General features: G+C 35.4%; 12 protein-coding genes and 1 pseudogene. 8 read left to right on the top strand and 5 right to left on the bottom strand.

What is annotated here, in order from left to right; all coding sequences use genetic code 11:
- The first annotated feature begins 249 nt into the window (after positions 1–249).
- The 4 genes from GQ593_RS07195 (at position 250) to GQ593_RS07180 (ending at position 4,173) form a co-directional block, all read left to right on the top strand.
- Positions 250–1,020 carry a hypothetical protein gene (locus GQ593_RS07195; protein ID WP_160431425.1) on the top strand — a complete coding sequence of 257 codons (771 nt, stop codon included), beginning with the start codon at positions 250–252 and terminating at the stop codon, positions 1,018–1,020.
- A 14-nt stretch (positions 1,021–1,034) separates the two neighbouring features.
- Complete coding sequence (locus GQ593_RS07190; protein ID WP_160431424.1) at positions 1,035–1,436, top strand: HEPN domain-containing protein; 402 nt, start codon at positions 1,035–1,037, stop codon at positions 1,434–1,436.
- 391 nt (positions 1,437–1,827) lie between these two features.
- Positions 1,828–3,033 carry an MFS transporter gene (locus GQ593_RS07185; protein WP_160431423.1) on the top strand — a complete coding sequence of 402 codons (1,206 nt, stop codon included), beginning with the start codon at positions 1,828–1,830 and terminating at the stop codon, positions 3,031–3,033.
- A 69-nt stretch (positions 3,034–3,102) separates the two neighbouring features.
- Positions 3,103–4,173: an alpha/beta hydrolase gene (locus GQ593_RS07180; protein ID WP_160431422.1), complete on the top strand. Its 1,071-nt coding sequence runs from the start codon at positions 3,103–3,105 to the stop codon at positions 4,171–4,173.
- A 98-nt stretch (positions 4,174–4,271) separates the two neighbouring features.
- On the opposite strand, the gene GQ593_RS07175 is transcribed toward GQ593_RS07180, so the two are convergent.
- Entirely contained in the window at positions 4,272–5,147 is an 876-nt protein-coding gene (locus GQ593_RS07175) for a LysR family transcriptional regulator (RefSeq protein ID WP_160431450.1), read from the bottom strand.
- A 616-nt stretch (positions 5,148–5,763) separates the two neighbouring features.
- Between GQ593_RS07175 and deoC the strand changes: the two genes are divergently transcribed.
- Genes deoC through ispC form a run of 3 tightly spaced genes read left to right on the top strand, consistent with a single transcriptional unit; the run spans position 5,764 to position 8,428 of the window.
- Entirely contained in the window at positions 5,764–6,429 is a 666-nt protein-coding gene (deoC, locus tag GQ593_RS07170; protein WP_085247635.1) for a deoxyribose-phosphate aldolase, read from the top strand.
- A gap of 57 nt (positions 6,430–6,486) precedes the next feature.
- Positions 6,487–7,248: a DNA-binding transcriptional repressor DeoR gene (deoR, locus tag GQ593_RS07165; protein WP_160431421.1), complete on the top strand. Its 762-nt coding sequence runs from the start codon at positions 6,487–6,489 to the stop codon at positions 7,246–7,248.
- Between the two features lies 1 nt (position 7,249).
- Positions 7,250–8,428, top strand: a complete 1,179-nt coding sequence (ispC, locus tag GQ593_RS07160) for a 1-deoxy-D-xylulose-5-phosphate reductoisomerase (protein ID WP_160431420.1) — start codon at positions 7,250–7,252, stop codon at positions 8,426–8,428.
- Between the two features lie 107 nt (positions 8,429–8,535).
- On the opposite strand, the gene GQ593_RS07155 is transcribed toward ispC, so the two are convergent.
- Positions 8,536–9,495, bottom strand: coding sequence for an aminoimidazole riboside kinase (locus GQ593_RS07155; RefSeq protein WP_160431419.1), 960 nt, complete (start codon positions 9,493–9,495; stop codon positions 8,536–8,538).
- 315 nt (positions 9,496–9,810) lie between these two features.
- Between GQ593_RS07155 and GQ593_RS07150 the strand changes: the two genes are divergently transcribed.
- Positions 9,811–11,280 carry a glycoside hydrolase family 32 protein gene (locus tag GQ593_RS07150; protein ID WP_160431418.1) on the top strand — a complete coding sequence of 490 codons (1,470 nt, stop codon included), beginning with the start codon at positions 9,811–9,813 and terminating at the stop codon, positions 11,278–11,280.
- A gap of 135 nt (positions 11,281–11,415) precedes the next feature.
- On the opposite strand, the pseudogene GQ593_RS07145 reads toward GQ593_RS07150, so the two are convergent.
- The 3 genes and pseudogenes from GQ593_RS07145 to GQ593_RS07135 all read right to left on the bottom strand — a co-directional run.
- Positions 11,416–12,807, bottom strand: a pseudogene (locus GQ593_RS07145) (SulP family inorganic anion transporter); the annotation flags it as partial.
- Positions 12,808–12,847: 40 nt separating this feature from the next.
- A protein-coding gene (locus GQ593_RS07140; RefSeq protein WP_442903596.1) for an IS3 family transposase occupies positions 12,848–13,929 on the bottom strand; the annotation gives its coding sequence in 2 pieces (ribosomal slippage) (positions 12,848–13,686 and positions 13,686–13,929; 1,083 coding nt in all).
- A gap of 639 nt (positions 13,930–14,568) precedes the next feature.
- Complete coding sequence (locus GQ593_RS07135; protein WP_160431417.1) at positions 14,569–15,573, bottom strand: LacI family DNA-binding transcriptional regulator; 1,005 nt, start codon at positions 15,571–15,573, stop codon at positions 14,569–14,571.
- Positions 15,574–15,756: the final 183 nt, after the last annotated feature.

Here is a 15,756-nt window from a genome sequence, read left to right as displayed (position 1 = left end):
CTTACAAACGCTCTGTTTTATAAAGCAGAGCGTTTTTCCCTTGAAAAACTAATTTTTATACTGAAACCTATTTTAGGATGGAAAATACCAAATAAGTAATCTAAATTTTTATTGGTTAGATAGGAAAAATCTTTTTCTTGTTAATCATAAGCAATAATTTATAATGATTAATTACTGGGCGTCCGATATTACTATCACTTAGTTATTTTATGTATTATTCAATTCAATTCTGTATAAGGATTATCAACGATGGCAAAATCTAATGTACCTGCAACAAAAAGCACAATGATATTAGATAAGCTAATACAGATTCTTTTTTCTGAACGAACTTTCGAAGGTTGTGAAGAATTTGAGTTCCGTAAAGATTTGAAGCCTTTTCCTCAAGGAGACTTAATTGGGGATCAATTGTGGGCATTTTTTTATGCTTGTAAGGGAGATGTTTCAGTTGCATTATCGCTATTTGAAAAATCTTTTTCTTATAATGAACCTTATTTTATGATGAATTATATAGCCTATTTATTTGATATAGGTTTCATTAAAAAATATATTGCAGAAATCATTAGGGCAAATAATCAAATTTCAAATAACTCTAATTTTTTAATATATTTGTTTGATGCATATTTATGGAATGGTAATTTTGAGGGAATTAATAAAGTATATCAAGAACTTGATAAATTAAATAAAAAAGATGTTATTTCTGAGTTATCTCAACGCCTTGATTCATTGCGTCAATTTCAAAGTAATTTAAAATTGAGTGATGAAAATATGCAATTTTTACTTAAAACTTTTCTTGATATAGCAGATACCTATCGGTTATCACATTCTCAAATCTGTTGTGAGTATTATCCTGACGATGATATTAATATTATGATACTAACAGCCAACGACACTGATTTTGTACGTTTGGCTAAAATAGATGGTGAGTTGGCTGATAAAATTGCTGAAAATGAAAACCTTCATGATAAGGCTTTCGGCGTGTCTATTCGTTATCTAAAATCTGAATATCAAGTTATTACTTAGGGGGTTGAAAGGAAGTGTCAGTAAACTGCAAAGACTTTCTCTCTTTTGCTGAAGATTCATTAAAACGGAATGATGAAATCGGTTATCGTAATGCAATTGCTAGAGCGTATTATAGTTGTTACCACGCTATCTTATCTTCAATCAATTTTAGATTACCTAAAGATGAACCTTCTCATAAAAGTGTGACCGATTATTTAGCAGCTCCGGGTAAAGATGAAGCCATTCCAAGAATGAAATTAATTTCTTTAAGGGCAAGATTGTTAGAACAAAAAGCACTTAGAATTAAATGTGATTACCATTTACAAGAAACATTAGACAAAAAAGAAGCCGAACTTAGTATAGCTAAAGCTAGAAAATTTATACAAGATATAGAAGAAGTTATACCTTTATCAAACGATTCAGCGCCAAACTCTTAACTATTACTACCTTTAAAAATAGTCCATTTAAAACAATAGAAAGTCCCCCAATGATAACGGTAAAAAAGCATTTAAAAATGTAAGATAGACAGATGTAATATTTACTTTTTTAACTATTATTCAACAAAAAACAAACTAAATATCCTCAACAAAACGGGCTTATACCCCATGCCTTTAAGGCATATCTAACTATAAAATATAAGTATTTTACATAGATTGATGAAGTGCCTATACTTTTTTGAAGTTAGCTATTTAAACTATTTCTGCTGGTGTTATCCACTCTGATCTTATCTATATAGATAAGTTGATCTTTGGTTTAGAGGTACTTGCTAGCTAAGGTTCCAGCGTTAATGTCACTATGGAGTTAGTTGAATAAAAGGTAGTTTATGTAATGAAAACATCATTATCCTGTCAGTCAGAATCAGAAAAAACATCCCATTGGTCTGCTGTTTTTTCATTATTTATGGGGGTAACCAGTCTTATTGTGGCTGAGTTTATTCCTATTAGTTTGTTAACGCCTATTGCACAAACATTAAATATTACTGAAGGAATGGCAGGGCAAACGGTCACTGCTGTGGGTATTTTTGCTGTTATTGCAAGTTTGACATTGGCGCCATTAACAAAAAAAATAAATAGACGGTTAGTATTATTAACGCTCTCTATTTTATTGGTGATTGCTAATATATTGGTCGCATTTACCCCTAATTATATCATTCTATTGATAGGGCGCTGCATATTGGGGATATGTGTTGGTGGCTTTTGGTCTATGGCTTCAGCGGTAACGCTACAACTTGTACCGGCAAAAGATATATCTCGTGCATTAAGCATTATCTATGCTGGTGTTTCAGTGGCAACGATTATTTCGCTACCATTAGCAAGCTATTTAGGCAATCTGATTGGTTGGCGAAATATCTTTTTGTTATCGGCATTACTGGGGGTTATTGCCTTTATTTGGCAATTTATAGCATTGCCTACTTTACCTGCACAGCAAGGTAATAGTTTTAACAATATGTTTTTTCTCTTAAAACAAAGCTGGATAACGATAGGAATAGTAGCCACGATATTTAGTTATGGGGGATATCATATATTTTTCACATACTTAAGACCATTTTTAGAACATAATCTTGCCTTAAAAACAAATACTCTCTCTACACTTTTACTTCTATTTGGCATTGCTAATTGTATTGGTACCGTTATTGCGGGTTTTGTGATGGGTAAACAATTTAAAATAACGATGATAGTTATTCATTTTATTTTATTGATGCTTGCTATTATTTTAATGTTTATCGATAAAAATATAAAATTCAACATGTTACTTGTTATTGCTTGGGGATTTATGTTTGGTTTTATTCCGGTGGGTTGGTCTACTTGGATTGTACGTACACTTGCTGATAAAGCCGAAATGATGGGTGGATTATCTGTTGCGGCGATTCAGTTTTCTATTGGATTGGCAGCGGCAATAGGAGGCATCATCTTTGATCATCAAGGGATACTAGGCATATTTTTTAGTGCTGCACTTATTTTTTTATGTGCCTTGATATTAACTCATCTCAGTTTTCGATTATTTACTCGTGTAACAGGAAATCGTATTGCATAGTAATAATTTTTAACTATTTATTGCTTGATAATATCGAATTAACATTTACTTATTAAAGGGATCACATTAATGAAAAAGGTTTTATTTTATTTCAAAGATAGTACTGCTTTAATCGTCTTTTTAAGTCTTTTTGGGTTATTTTTATCACCATCAGTAATGGGAGCCGATATGTCTAACAATGCGAATAATTTTTATCAAAGCGATAATGTCACTATGCAAAAAGTTAGTTTTCTAAATCAATATAAAATGAACGTGGTTGGAAATTTGTTTATGCCTAAAACGCTTGATCCAAAAAATAAATATCCAGCCATTATTGTTGGACACCCAATGGGTGCAGTTAAAGAACAAAGTGCCAATTTATATGCGACTAAAATGGCTGAACAAGGCTTTATTACATTAGCCATTGACTTATCTTTTTGGGGCGAAAGTGAGGGACAGCCACGTAATGTTGTATTGCCCGATATGTATGCAGAAGATTTCAGTGCGGCAGTTGATTATTTAGGTAATCAAACTTTTGTAGATCGTCACAATATTGGCGTAATTGGTGTTTGTGGTAGTGGTAGTTTTGTTATTAGTGCTGCTAAAATTGATCCACGTTTAAAAGCCATTGCGACGGTAAGTATGTATGATATGGGGTCAGCCAATCGCCATGCTCTTCACCACTCGTTAACACTTGAACAGCGAAAGCAGATTATTAAACAGGCGGCAGAACAACGTTATGTTGAATTTTCTGGGGGGCAGACATTATATACAAGTGGTACGGTCAATAAAGGGCAACTCAAACCAGAAGATGGTCCAATTGCCCATGAATTTTACGATTTTTATCGTACGCCTCGTGGTGAATATACGCCTGCAAGTTCAACGCCAGAACTAACGACTCACCCAACATTAACCAGTAATGTAAAATTTATGAATTTCTATCCATTTAACGATATTGATACCATTTCACCACGACCAATGTTATTTATCACAGGTGATCAGGCTCATTCTAAAGAGTTCAGTGAAGACGCTTATAACCGCGCGATAGAACCGAAAGAACTTTATTATGTAAAAGGAGCTGGGCATGTTGATCTTTATGATCGAATCGATTTAATCCCTTTTGATAAATTAACAACCTTTTTTAAAACATATCTGAAATAGCTATTAATTTTTAATGAAATGTTATTCCACAGCAAAGGGAGTAAGAATTTATGTTGCTCCCTTACTTTTGCTCATCATTATAAAATAGCAGATGAATATCAAAAATGTTCTTTTAGCTGTTTTAAAAACAGTTCAGCAGCTTTAGAAAATACATGATATTTTTTCCAGACAATATTCACATCCACTTTTAATTTTGGATATAACGGTTTAAAACAAAGCGGGTTATCGCCAGCTGTATTAATCAGTTTATCTAAACACAAGGCATATCCGATATGTTGTTCAACCATTAATGAGGCATTAAATATTAAGTTATATGTTGCAATAATATTTAATTTGTCATAGTTTCGTTTAAACCATTGTTCAATACTATCACTAACATATTTTTGTTGGGAAACAATCAGTGGTAATGACCATAAATCAGATGGAGAAATGACCTCAAGGTTTGCCAACGCACAATCTTTTCTCATCAACACTCCCCACGTATCTTGTTGAGGAAGGCACAATGATTCATATTTTGTTAGATGAGTTGGTTCAATTAACACACCAAAATCAAGTAATCCCTTATCAATACGTTCGGTGACATCATTTGCATTACCACTATAAATATGGGTGCAGATATGAGGGTATACATCTTGCATTGATTTAATAACATTTACTACCAACTTCATTGCATCGGTTTCACCACAACCAATATAAATATCACCACCAATACTTTCGTTGGGTGCTTGAAACTCTTCTTCTGTTTTATGCACAAGTTCCAGTATCTCCTCGGCACGTTTACGTAATCGTATTCCTTCATCGGTCAAGGTAATTCGTCTACTGCCGCGAATAAATAGGGGGGTGCCAAGCGTTTGTTCTAACTCCATGAGCTGACGAGATAAGGTAGGTTGAGTTAAATGCAAATGGTTAGCGGCAGCGGTAATACTTTCTTCTTTAGCAAGCGCAAGAAAATAACGTAAAATTTTTATATCTATCATTTTCCTTTCCCATCATTCTTGTTATTTTATATTTAAAAGATGCTATGTCAGAAAATGAAGTGTGCCCACTTTTCATTATTAACATAATCTTTTAAAAATCATCAGATGTTTTATCACAAATCACTTAAGTTGGATAGGTTACTCTTTATTACTGTTCAGTATTGCCGAGCGAGTTAATTGGTATATATAGTACGGCAAGGTTTCGAACGTTTTGTCCACTAAAGTTCAAAACGTCCGAAACCACCGCGGCTAATTCATTCTATCCTCCACCCCAAAAAGGCCTGATTTTTTGTCAAAAATAGGTTGGAAAAGATATTGATTTTATTAGAGTTTTTGTTTGTTTTTTAACAAAAAAACAATAGCTTATTTCTTTGTCTCATGCCGGCATCAAAATTTGCCGAAACCTAAGCGTTGACATAAATGTTACTTATTTCACAAAAAGCCTAAAACTCAAACACAGATTTTTATCTGTACTATTTCAAACAATTTCGCCATAATGTTATAAAAATAACAACATTTAGCTATATTTGTTATTTTTATAACATCTCTATTTATTTACATACTAACAATATTTAATTAAACATTATTACAAAGACATTTTAAGGATCTCGTTATGAATTATGCAAAGTATATTGATCATACTTTACTCGCAATGAATGCGACAGAAGATCAAATTCGTAAGCTTTGTGATGAAGCTAAGGAATATCATTTTTATTCGGTTTGTGTAAATTCAGGCTATGTACCTTTAGCGGCAAGCTTACTTAATGGCAGTGATGTAAAAGTGTGTGCGGTGGTTGGCTTTCCACTTGGTGCCATGCTCACTAGCGCTAAAGCGTTCGAAACCGAAATGGCGGTTAAAGCTGGCGCTCAAGAAATCGATATGGTTATTAATGTAGGTTGGTTAAAAAGTAATGATTTCGATGCGGTTAAACATGATATTGAAGCAGTATTTAAAGCTTGTGGCGTTGTGCCATTAAAAGTTATTTTAGAAACCTGTCTATTAACCAAAGAAGAAATTGTCAAAGTTTGTACAATTTGTAAAGAAATTGGCGTTGCGTTTGTAAAAACATCAACTGGTTTTAGCGTGTCGGGTGCAACTGTTGAGGATGTTAAATTAATGCGCGACACTGTAGGTAAAGAGATGGGTGTTAAAGCATCGGGCGGTATTCGCGATCGTGCAACCGCTGAAAAAATGATTCAAGCTGGGGCAACGCGTTTAGGTGCAAGCGCAGGCATTGCTATTGTATCGGGTGATACCACATCATCAAGCAGTTATTAATCAATAAACTTATCAATAAGCTACTTTATGTCGCTTATTGATATTGATGGAAACTGAATGGAAACGCAATCGCAAAAAAGAATTAATGATCTCATTCAAATTTTAAAAAAAACAGATAAGGTTCATTTAAAACAGGCGGCTAAGTTGTTAGCTGTTTCAGAAATGACCATTCGACGAGATTTAAATAATATTCCTACATCATTAACGGTTTTAGGCGGTTATATTGTTAGTGAAGCTCGTTATCAAGCAACGCAATATTTTGTTTCAGATCAGCAAGATAAACAAGTTAACGAAAAGCTACATATTGCTAAACTAGCCAGCAAACTTGTTTATGCAAATGATACTGTCTTTTTTGATTGCGGTACCACAATCCCTTTTATCATTGATGCTATTGATGATGAAATAACCTTTACCGCTATCTGCTATTCATTAAACGCATTTTTAGCATTACAAAATAAACCTAATTGTAAGACAATTTTATGTGGTGGTTATTATCAGGTTAATAATGCTATTTTTACCTCTATTGGACAGCATTGCCAATTAAATTCGATTTGCCCAAATAAAGCGTTTATTTCTGCTGCTGGGGTTGATATATCACGAGGAGTCACTTGTTATCATTTTGATGAACTTGATATGAAGTTGCAAGCCATGAAACAATCTGACCTGCGTATTTTGATTGCCGATCATACTAAATTTAATCAAGTTAAACCGGCTTTGATTAGTGAATTAACGCTGTTTAATCAAATTATTACCGATAAAGCCCCCACTAAGGAATTTATCTCTTTTTTCAATAACCATAATATAAAAATGATGTATTAATATGAAAAATATCACAATTTTAGGGTCGACGGGTTCAATTGGTTGCAGTACGCTAGCGGTTATTGCTCAAAATCCATATCTGTTTAAGGCATATGCCTTAGTGGGTGGTCATAATGCAGCCAAAATGACTGAGCAATGTTTGGCATTTAAGCCTAAATATGTTGCCATGGCAACAGAACAAGCAGCTGATGAGCTAAGAGCAAATCTTGCCAATCTAAAATTGGATATTGAAGTGTTAAGCGGTGAACAAGCCATTTGTGATTTAGCGCAGTTGCCCGAAGTCGATCAAGTGATGGCCGCTATTGTTGGTGCTGCAGGGCTAAAACCAACCCTTGCGGCAATTAAAAAAGGTAAACGTATTTTACTTGCCAATAAAGAATCACTTGTGACTTGTGGGCATCTGTTTATGCAAGCAGTTAAAGAGTATGGCGCTGAGCTGTTACCGGTAGATAGTGAACATAACGCGATTTTTCAAAGTTTGCCAATGACGGTACAGCATAATTTAGGTTTTGCTAATTTGGCTGAACAGGGTATTACTAAAATAGTTTTAACGGGTTCTGGTGGGCCATTTCGCGATTGGGAAATAGATAAGCTTGCATCGGTTACGCCAGCGCAAGCGGTTGCACATCCTAACTGGTCGATGGGTAAAAAGATTTCTGTGGATTCGGCAACCATGATGAATAAAGGACTTGAGTATATCGAAGCACGTTGGTTATTTAATGCAAGTGCTGACGAAATGGAAATTATTATTCATCCGCAATCGATTATTCACTCCATGGTACGTTATCAAGATGGTAGTGTGGTGGCAGAACTGGGGGTGCCTGATATGTGCACACCTATTGCTTATGCCATGTCTTATCCCGATCGTGTTCCATCCAGTGTACCACCTTTGGATTTTTGTCAAATTTCGGCTTTAACGTTTAAACAGCCTGATTTTAATCGTTATCCTTGTTTAAAATTGGCAATAGAAGCGTCCAATCAAGGGCAAGCTGCCACAACGGCACTTAACGCAGCCAATGAAATTGCGGTAGAAGCATTTTTGCAACATAAAATTGGTTTTATGGATATTGCCAAAAATGTAGCAAAGGTATTAGATCAATTAGCTTTCCCTGATCCAACCACTATTGACGAAGTTTTTATAATTGACCAGTGGGCAAGATCGCAATGTGGCGGGTACTAAAGACGATTTGATTTTTATAAGCAGTGAATTAAATAGGCAATAAGGGCAGCTGAGCACAATTTTATTTTGAAAATGTGGTTGGCTGCCCTTATTCATGCTTTTCTTGACTAAGCGATTTGTTTAGCCGTTAATGTTGGATTATCGCTAATAAATGATTGTAAAAATGTGCTATCGGGGAGTGCTGTTAACGCGCCTTTTTGGGTTGTCGCTAAGGCACCGCAAGCACTAGCTATCGTCATCATGCTTTCTAACATGAGTTTATCTTCAGGCATTCCTGATGAGGCAATACTACTAAGTAGCCCTGCTACAAAGGCATCACCCGCACCGGTGGTATCAATACTATTTACTTGGTACGAATCAAAAGAAAATGTTTTACCTTGCCATAATACAATACTGCCATCTTTACCTTTAGTGATTAACTTTAATGGTGCTTTATAGTGTTGTTGTAGTTTACTTAATGATTCATGCCAGTCATTGCATTGCGTGAGCCAAAATAGTTCTTCATCTGATAGTTTAAGGATATCGGCATCATGACAAAATTGAGTAATAGTTGTGCGCATTTCATCTTTATTTGCCCACATCTGCTCACGCAAGTTAACATCAAAGCTAATTAATCCATTTTTAGCGGTAAGATTTTCAATGGCTGTTTTAAGCGTTTGCCGACAAGTGTGACCAACGAGTGCCAAAGAGCAAAAATGTAAAATATCTTTGTTAAAATCAGGTATCGCTTGCTGAGACAAAAATTGATCAGCAGAAGGTGAAACAAGAAAAGTAAAACTCCGCTCCCCATTTTGACCTAAATCAACAACAACAGTACTTGTTTTATAGTGTTCGTCCTTTTCAAGGCTTTGGCAATCCACATGATATTCAAGGAACGTTTTTTCCATAAAATGACCAAAGGGATCATTCCCCACACGACCAATAAAAGCGGAAGGTAACCCCAATTTTGCAATACCAATTGCGACATTAGCCGGCGCGCCGCCAGCACAAGCTTTATAATTCATATCACCAAATGGCAATAAATCAATAACAGCATCTCCAAGAGACCAAACTTTAGTATTATTCATTTTTTACTCGATTATAATTAGTGATTAAGGTAATCTAACATAAAAAAAGATTACCGCTAAGCTTTGTAAAATACGTCATCTTTTTGCTTTTTAATAAAGTCATTGATGTTTAATTTATTGTTGAATTAATGATGGTTATTTTTTAATAAGTTTGTTATAGACTAAATCATTTGGCAAAAAATTCATTGTTAACATTAAAAATGTGTGACTATCATCACATATTTTAACGCTAACTTTATTAATAGTTAACGTTAACAATTAAATTAAGATACTATCTGATAAAGGTATCTACTATTGGATAAAAAAGGGGTTTTTATGTCTACTGCTATTGATAAAGCCAATCAAGCTGTTGAAGCGTTAGAAAAAGTGATGAATAAACAGTACTATCCACATTTTCATTTAGCACCCTTAGCTGGTTGGATGAATGATCCTAATGGTTTGATTTACTTTAACGGTCAATATCATGCTTTTTATCAGCATCATCCTTACGATGAAAACTGGGGGCCAATGCATTGGGGGCATGCTGTTAGTGATGATTTGGTTACATGGCGTAGATTGCCAATCGCAATTGCCCCTGATCAAGAATTTGATAAAAGCGGTTGTTTTTCGGGATCTGCTGTTAATAATCATGGCGAATTGTGTTTAGTTTATACAGGTCATCTTTGGTTAGCAGGTCAAGGTAATGATGAGCAGATTCGGCAAGTCCAATGTCTGGCAAGTAGCAAAGATGGCATTCACTTTGAAAAGCAAGGGATAGTACTTACGCCAAAAAATGGCATTATGCATTTTCGCGATCCTAAAGTGTGGCAACAAGATGGCAAATGGTGGATGGTGGTCGGTCAACGAACACTAAATGATGTGGGGCAAGTATTACTTTATTGTTCAGATGACTTAAAAAATTGGATATTTGATCATGTCGTAGTAAGTGATATCGATCCTGATGTTTATATGCTTGAATGCCCTGACTTTTTTCCGCTGGGTGATAAATGGATTTTGATGTTCTCACCGCAAGGCATGAAAGCAACAGGCTATCAGTATCGCAATCTATTTCAATCGGGCTATATTGTGGGTAACTGGCAACCTGGGCAACAATTTTCAATGGTTAAACCTTTTCAAGAGATGGATTTTGGGCATGATTTTTATGCACCGCAATCATTTCTTGCGGCCGATGGGCGTCGTATTGTGTTTGCTTGGATGGATATGTGGCAGTCAGCGATGCCAAGCAAAAAAGATAAATGGGCTGGTGCATTTACGCTACCGCGTGAACTCATTTTAGATCAAAATAATAATGTGCGAAATCGTCCGATTAAAGAGCTTAAGGCATTGCGGCAAGAATCAAAATCATTTGGTGAAATAATGCTGAGTAGTGAACTTAAACCCACTAATATTCAATCCATTAGTTGCGAACTTAATGTTGAATTTGATTTAAAAGAAAGTGATGCTGAACGTTTTGGTTTGCAGCTTGCAGCCACAGAAGATGGTAAACAAGCAACATTACTATATGTTGATTTACAATCCGAGCGAATTATACTTGATCGCAGTTTATCCGGTCTTGAATTAACCGGTTATCGTAGCGTACCGCTACCAAAAACAGATAAGCTAACTTTGCATATTTTTGTTGATGCCTCATCCGTCGAGGTTTTTGTTAATGATGATTTGTATAGTCTCACTAGTCGTATTTACCCGCAATTACCAGCCAAGCGAGTTATCAACCTCTTTGCTGAAAACGGAAAAGCGAAAGTGACAAAATTGGAAAGTTGGCAATTGCAGCCTATTTATGCGTAATGTCTATTCACTGCCTATTGGCAGTGAATTTTCGTTTTAAAAGCTGCATTTTTATTGTTTCATTCCACATAATCACAACCAATAAGTCATGATGATAAAACTATCAATGTAGCGTTTTTTTATTATTTTATTGGTTTAGTGATTATTTAGTGTTTGTTTCACCTTTGGTTTATCATAAACGCCAAAATGGTCTACAATTGTACTACTGGCTTTATTTAGCCCTAACACTTCCACTTGTGCCCCTTCTTTGCGGAATTTAATTACCACTTTATCTAAAGCTGCTACAGCGGTTATATCCCAAAAATGTGCGTGGGTAAGATCAATTGTTACCTTTTGTACAACTTCTTTTAAATCAAATGAGCTAATAAATTTGGTAGAAGAAGCAAAAAATACTTGTCCATACACGGTATAAATACGTTGTTCCTTGCTGGGTTGCTCAGTTTGAATTTGTAGGTAATGAGCGACTTTATTGGCATAAAACAGTGATGCCAGTAATACCCCAACAAATACGCCATAAGCAAGGTTATGGGTAAATACAACGACAACTACAGTTGCCAGCATCACAATATTGGTTGAAAGAGGGTACGATTTAAGGTTCTTAATCGAGTCCCAATTAAAGGTTCCTATGGAAACCATGATCATCACAGCTACTAACGCAGCCATTGGAATTTGGCTTACCCAGTCTTGTAAAAAAACAACTAATAATAAAAGTACAGTTCCGGCTATAAATGAGGATAGACGCGTTCGTCCGCCTGACTTCATATTGATAATTGATTGCCCAATCATCGCGCATCCTGCCATACCGCCAAAGAAGCCTGTCACGATATTGGCAATACCTTGCCCCTTGCATTCTCGGTTTTTATCACTCGGTGTATCAGTAATATCATCTACAATGGTTGCGGTCATCATTGATTCTAATAAGCCGACAATGGCTAATGAAAGGGAGTAAGGCAGAATAATCAATAAGGTATCAAGGTTAAAAGGAACATTGGGCAGTAAAAATGTAGGCAAGCTAGTGGGTAATGTACCCATATCACCCACCGTGCGTATATCCATGCCAAAATACATATAGATACTGGTAAGAATAAGAATGCAAAGTAGTGGTGAAGGAATCATTTTTCCTACTTTGGGGATATAAGGAAATAGATAAATTATGCCAAGCCCAGCAATGGTCATTGCATAGACATGCCATGTCACATTGGTTAGCTCAGGAAGTTGTGCTAAAAAAATTAAGATGGCTAGTGCATTAACAAAACCTGTTACCACAGAGCGAGAAACAAAGCGCATTAAGTTCCCTAATTGAAGAAAACCGGCAATAATCTGAAAAATACCACATAAGATTGTCGCAACAAGCAAATATTCAACCCCATGTGCTTTAACCAGTCCGGCAATCACTAGCGCCATTGCACCTGTAGCGGCAGATATCATACCTGGGCGACCTCCAGCAAAAGCAGTAATAACCGCTATACAAAAAGCCGCATACAGCCCCATTTTAGGGTCAACACCGGCAATAATAGAAAAAGCAATTGTAAATACCCCAAACTTAGTACACAACTCACGTAGAAAATTAAGCTGCCTGTTTTAATGTTTTATACTCAATAGGTGTCATGTTATTTAATGCCTCATGCGGTCTTTCGGTGTTATAAATCGTTAACCATTCTTCGGTTATTCTCCTTGCTTGCACTAAGTTGTTAAAAAGATATAAATCGAGTACTTCAGTACGATAGGTACGATTAAATCGTTCAATATAGCCATTTTGATAAGGGCTACCGGGCTCTATATAATCAATGGCTATATCATGTGATTTAGCCCAGTTTATAAAGGTTTTTCCTGTAAATGCTGGCCCATTATCGACCCGTATTTTTAATGGATACCCATGATATTCGGCCAGTTTATCTAAATAACGGGTAATTCTCCCTGCCGGTAAGCTTACTGCAATATCAATGCCTAGCGCCTCACGATTAAAGTCATCGATGACATTGAATGTCCTAAAGCGACGTTGATTACCACTACTGTCACTCATAAAATCCATTGACCAACATTCACCTTGTTTATTGGGGACTAATAACCTTTCCGGGTATCGTGGAGGAATGCGTTTTTTACGCTTTACCCTGAGATTAAGCTTTAATTCACAATACACCCGATACACCCGTTTATGATTCCATTTATAGCCGAGCTTTCTGATACGATTAAAGCATTTAGGAAAGCCCCAGCGTAAATGCCGGTCTGTGATAGCATTCAACACCGAAATAATCACCGAATCATCCAGTAACTTAGGTTGATAATAGTAAGCACAACGGCTTAAGCCAACAATAACGCAGCTCATGGAAATAATAACAGAATGATTTTGTTGTAGTTGCTGTGCCCACGTTTTACGTGCCGTTGTGGGCACTAAAGCTTTTTTATAATTTCTTCCTGAAGCTGGGATTTTAAGCTCAGTTCGGCAAACATCTGTTTAAGCTTGCGGTTTTCGGCCTCCAGCTCCTTTAAGCATTTGATATCCGAAGTTTCCATTCCGCCGTATTTTTCCCGCCATTTATAGAAAGTTGAATTACCCATGCCATATTTACGGCACAGTTCTTTAACGGGAATACCCGCTTCAGCTTCTTTTAAAATAGCGACGATTTGATATTCAGCCATTTTTTTCATAATTAAATCCCCCTTTACTTTTATCATAGAGAATTTTCTACTTTTTTGCTGTACTATTTTAGGGGATAGTTACACAATTGCTTCAGGAATAAGGGCAAGTGCTACAACGATGCCCGATAGAACATCATTTTTGATATTGGAAAACCATTGTTTACGTAAAGATTGCATTGAATTTAATCACCACTGAAAAAACAAAAGAAAATTACAGCGTGAAGCAATGCATTTATAAGGTTATCAAAAGTTGATAAGAAAGATATGACTTGTGTGCATCACGCGAGTAACTATAATAATTCTTGATAGAAAGAACGCGCAAAAAGCTACACAGGTATACTCCATAATTAAATTATATTTTTTTATAATAATAGAACTTAACCCATTGTACAATGGATAATTTTTACATTATCGTTGAAAGTTATAATATTTTTATTACTTTAAAAATTTTAATCTAACAATGTAAATTTAAATGTATGCCGTTGCAATAGATCTATTTATTATAGGATTTAATGACGGAATTAACCGTCATCATTAAAAGTAAAATAGACAAAATTGAAAATGGGATTAGGCATTGGCGGTTAAACAATGTTTTAGATCTGTTTTTCTATGCCTTTATTTGGTTTGATCTAATATATTTTATTTCAATTACAAAGAGGCTCTTTCTAAATAAGGTGATGCTACCTGTATTATCTCTTTTTGTTTTTTGCTATTAATAATATGTAATGCTGCTTGTTCACCAATCTCATAATGAGGCAACTGGACGGTTGTTAATGGAGGATAAAATAGTTCACCCGTTCCCACCATATTATCATAACCTAATACAGCAATGTCATTTGGAATACTCAACCCTTGACCGAGTAAAAATTGATAAGCAACAAAAGCGATTCGATCATTACCACAAATCAGTACATCAAAATCTGGTGTTTTATGACAATGTTGTTTCAATATATCAACCGTCATCATATATTCTTGTGCAAGGTCATCTGATAATATTGAGGTGTGATAACTGGTAATAGCATTTAAATGATAACCCGCATCGAGCCAAGCTTGCTCAACGGCTTTACGTCTGGTTTTGCCTGCTAATGTGTTTTCTGATAAATAGATACATAGCGGCTTTTTATAGCCTTTATTTATGACCTGTTGCATGGCTTGATATTGACCTAAATAGTCATCTGGAATGTAGCAAGCGAGTTTCTTTGAATCACTTATGCAGTTAGCTAATACAACATTTTTATCTAATAACTTTTCAGGTAGTTCAACTTTTCTTAATCCCATTGTGGTATAGATAATACCGTTAGGGCGATATGACAACAGAGTATTAATGGCATGATCGGCATCTTTATCATCAAATAAATTAACAATAAAGGTATTCCATCCATTATTTTGGGCTGTTTTTTCTATGGCTTGGAGTAATTCTACTGAAAACGGTGTCATGGCGGTTTCTAATGCTAAAACACCAATAGCACAAGGTCCCGAGTTATCACCACGAATCTTTCTTGCCGATAAATCAGGCACATAATTAAGTTGCTCAATAGCTTGTTTAACGCGTTTATAGGTTTCTTTATTTAATTTGTCAGGATTATTTATTGCACGTGAAACCGTCATCAGTGAAACAGATGCTAATTTTGCAACATCCTTAAGTGAAGCCATAGTTAATCCTTTTGCTTAACAAGATAAAATGATTATCAGTCATTACTTATGGGAGATGATACCACAAATATAAATGATAAAAAGTGTGAGGAGGTTAACATTTATGATAATTGATTCTATCTATTTCGTATTAAATATGGTCATAATGTTAACATTAACATGTTAACGTTAAACTTCACCAAA

It is taken from the genome of Gilliamella sp. Pas-s25 (assembly GCF_009795885.1).
Taxonomy (GTDB): Bacteria; Pseudomonadota; Gammaproteobacteria; order Enterobacterales; family Orbaceae; genus Gilliamella.
The sequence above is the reverse complement of the archived record's forward strand: the minus strand, read 5'-3'. Positions and strand labels throughout refer to the sequence as shown.

Bases quoted from the DNA above. Each gene is read 5' to 3' on its own strand.
- GQ593_RS07195 (WP_160431425.1), top strand. From the start codon at position 250: ATGGCAAAATCTAATGTACCTGCAACAAAAAGCACAATGATATTAGAT.
- GQ593_RS07185 (WP_160431423.1), top strand. From the start codon at position 1,828: ATGAAAACATCATTATCCTGTCAGTCAGAATCAGAAAAAACATCCCAT.
- GQ593_RS07180 (WP_160431422.1), top strand. From the start codon at position 3,103: ATGAAAAAGGTTTTATTTTATTTCAAAGATAGTACTGCTTTAATCGTC.
- deoC (WP_085247635.1), top strand. From the start codon at position 5,764: ATGAATTATGCAAAGTATATTGATCATACTTTACTCGCAATGAATGCG.
- deoR (WP_160431421.1), top strand. From the start codon at position 6,487: ATGGAAACGCAATCGCAAAAAAGAATTAATGATCTCATTCAAATTTTA.
- ispC (WP_160431420.1), top strand. From the start codon at position 7,250: ATGAAAAATATCACAATTTTAGGGTCGACGGGTTCAATTGGTTGCAGT.
- GQ593_RS07155 (WP_160431419.1), bottom strand. From the start codon at position 9,495: ATGAATAATACTAAAGTTTGGTCTCTTGGAGATGCTGTTATTGATTTA.
- GQ593_RS07150 (WP_160431418.1), top strand. From the start codon at position 9,811: ATGTCTACTGCTATTGATAAAGCCAATCAAGCTGTTGAAGCGTTAGAA.
- GQ593_RS07135 (WP_160431417.1), bottom strand. From the start codon at position 15,573: ATGGCTTCACTTAAGGATGTTGCAAAATTAGCATCTGTTTCACTGATG.